Origin of the sequence: Moraxella sp. CTOTU49097 (genome assembly GCF_032064105.1) — a bacterium.
In the GTDB taxonomy this organism is placed as follows: domain Bacteria; phylum Pseudomonadota; class Gammaproteobacteria; order Pseudomonadales; family Moraxellaceae; genus Faucicola; species Faucicola osloensis_B.
This window is the reverse complement of sequence record NZ_DAMBOA010000048.1, coordinates 1-1,681: the sequence shown is the minus strand read 5'-3', so window position 1 is coordinate 1,681 and position 1,681 is coordinate 1. Positions and strand designations below refer to the sequence as shown.

Sequence of the window (1,681 nt, the reverse complement as noted above, 5' to 3'; positions counted from 1 at the left end):
GATTAAGGGTATGAGTTAAAATTTAGGCATGGTAATTGCATTTTTAAATTACCTTGTTTGATTATGTTGGAAAACCGCTATGCCTTCAATCAGTAGCCCTGTGAGTGTTGAACTTTTTCCCCATGACAGCGTGAGAGAAAATTGTTTTGACCTTCTTGCAACCCCCAAACATGCAAAAGCTGTACAAAATCAGGGCAAAGTGTATCTGGTTGGTGCAGGTACAGGCGACCCCGAACTCTTGACCATCAAAGCCTATAAAACCATCTTGCAAGCGGATGTGATTTGTTATGACAATCTGGTGAGTGATGAGATTTTGGCACTTAACACAACGGCAGAAAAAATCTATGTCGGTAAAAAATGCCACCAACACAGTATGTCCCAGCAAGACATCAATGGCTTATTGGTCACCCTAGCGCAACAAGGCAAAACTATTGTACGCTTAAAGTCGGGCGACCCGTTTATCTTCGGGCGTGGCGGTGAAGAAATGCAAACCGTGATTAGCGCTGGTGTAGCCTGTGAGTCGATTGCTGGCATTACCACCGCGCTAGCAGTCGCCAATAGCGTCAATATTCCGCTCACCCATCGCGACTATGCGCAATCCGTCAAATTTGTGACAGGATTCTTGAAGGCCGACACGCCAAATGAACAATATGCAGAGCTGCTTGCCGATAATCAAACCGTGGTGTTTTATATGGGATTAAATACCTTGCCAAATCTAACCCAAGGTCTGTTACAAGCGGGTAAATCAGCCGATACACCATTTGCGATTATTGCCAATGTCAGTCGTCCTAACGAGCAAGTTTTGGTGGGTACGCTAAGCACCATTCAAGCATTGCAAAATGACGCTAAACTACCATCGCCTGCGGTGATGATTATGGGTGATGTGGTGTCGCTGTATCATCAATTAAATGCGCCTACTTTAACGTATGCCGCATTGTAGCATTGTAGGAATGATAAGACTGTACAGATTGTAGCCAAAGTTCATCAGTTAATCAGTGGGTAGTGAGAAGAATAACTATGCTGACACAGGGGGAAGCTGATTGCTTACTCTCTATTTTTGTTAACACCTAAAACATAAAAAAGGCATGCAGTCTTGATGCCTTTTTTATGTTTGTGAGAATGTTGTGCGGGGCTTGGGCAAATTCGATCTGTCGTTACAGTTAATAAAGACTAAATCATTACCACGCCATTGGTCACGCTCACAGGGTAGGATTTTAACGCCACTTGCTCATCATCAATGCATTTACCTGTCGCCAAGTCAAAGCGTTGTTTGTACATGGGGGATGCGACATATCGTACCTTTTGTCCGTCAATTTCACAGCTACCCAGTAGTCCCCTGGAAATGACATTAGCCTTACTAAAAGGATCAAAGTTATCCATGGCAAAAACGTCATCATTTTGGGTACGAAAGATGGCCACTTGTTCACCGTTTACCAGCGCACACACACCCGTTTCGGGGATGATATCGTCAATTTTACAGATTTCATTCATCGTAATTTTCCATTGTTTTGATTGAAAATGGCATGCTAAGTTAGCGCCATTTTGCTATGGGATAACCATTAAGCAAGCTCGATGTCCGCTTGGGCGGCAATAGCGTTGTAAGCCAATCCTTGCTTTTCCTCAGCCGTTGCAGGGCGAATTTGGCTCCGCTCTTCGACAAACACTACGTTGTCATCGACTT

At 44.0% G+C, this 1,681-nt stretch carries 2 protein-coding genes; one reads left to right on the top strand and one right to left on the bottom strand.

All coding sequences use genetic code 11. From position 1 onward, the window contains the following. Positions 1-79: 79 nt before the first annotated feature. On the top strand, positions 80-940 hold the full coding sequence (gene cobA / locus RT064_RS10980) for a uroporphyrinogen-III C-methyltransferase (RefSeq protein ID WP_313063404.1): 861 nt from the start codon (positions 80-82) through the stop codon (positions 938-940). A gap of 230 nt (positions 941-1,170) precedes the next feature. Here cobA and nirD read toward each other — a convergent pair whose 3' ends face one another. Continuing rightward, a complete protein-coding gene (gene nirD / locus RT064_RS10975) occupies positions 1,171-1,491 on the bottom strand; it encodes a nitrite reductase small subunit NirD (protein ID WP_313063402.1) in 321 nt (106 codons plus the stop codon). Positions 1,492-1,681 lie beyond the last annotated feature (190 nt).

Excerpts from the sequence above, each read along its gene's own strand:
- nirD (WP_313063402.1), bottom strand. The coding sequence starts at position 1,491 with ATGAATGAAATCTGTAAAATTGACGATATCATCCCCGAAACGGGTGTG.
- cobA (WP_313063404.1), top strand. The coding sequence starts at position 80 with ATGCCTTCAATCAGTAGCCCTGTGAGTGTTGAACTTTTTCCCCATGAC.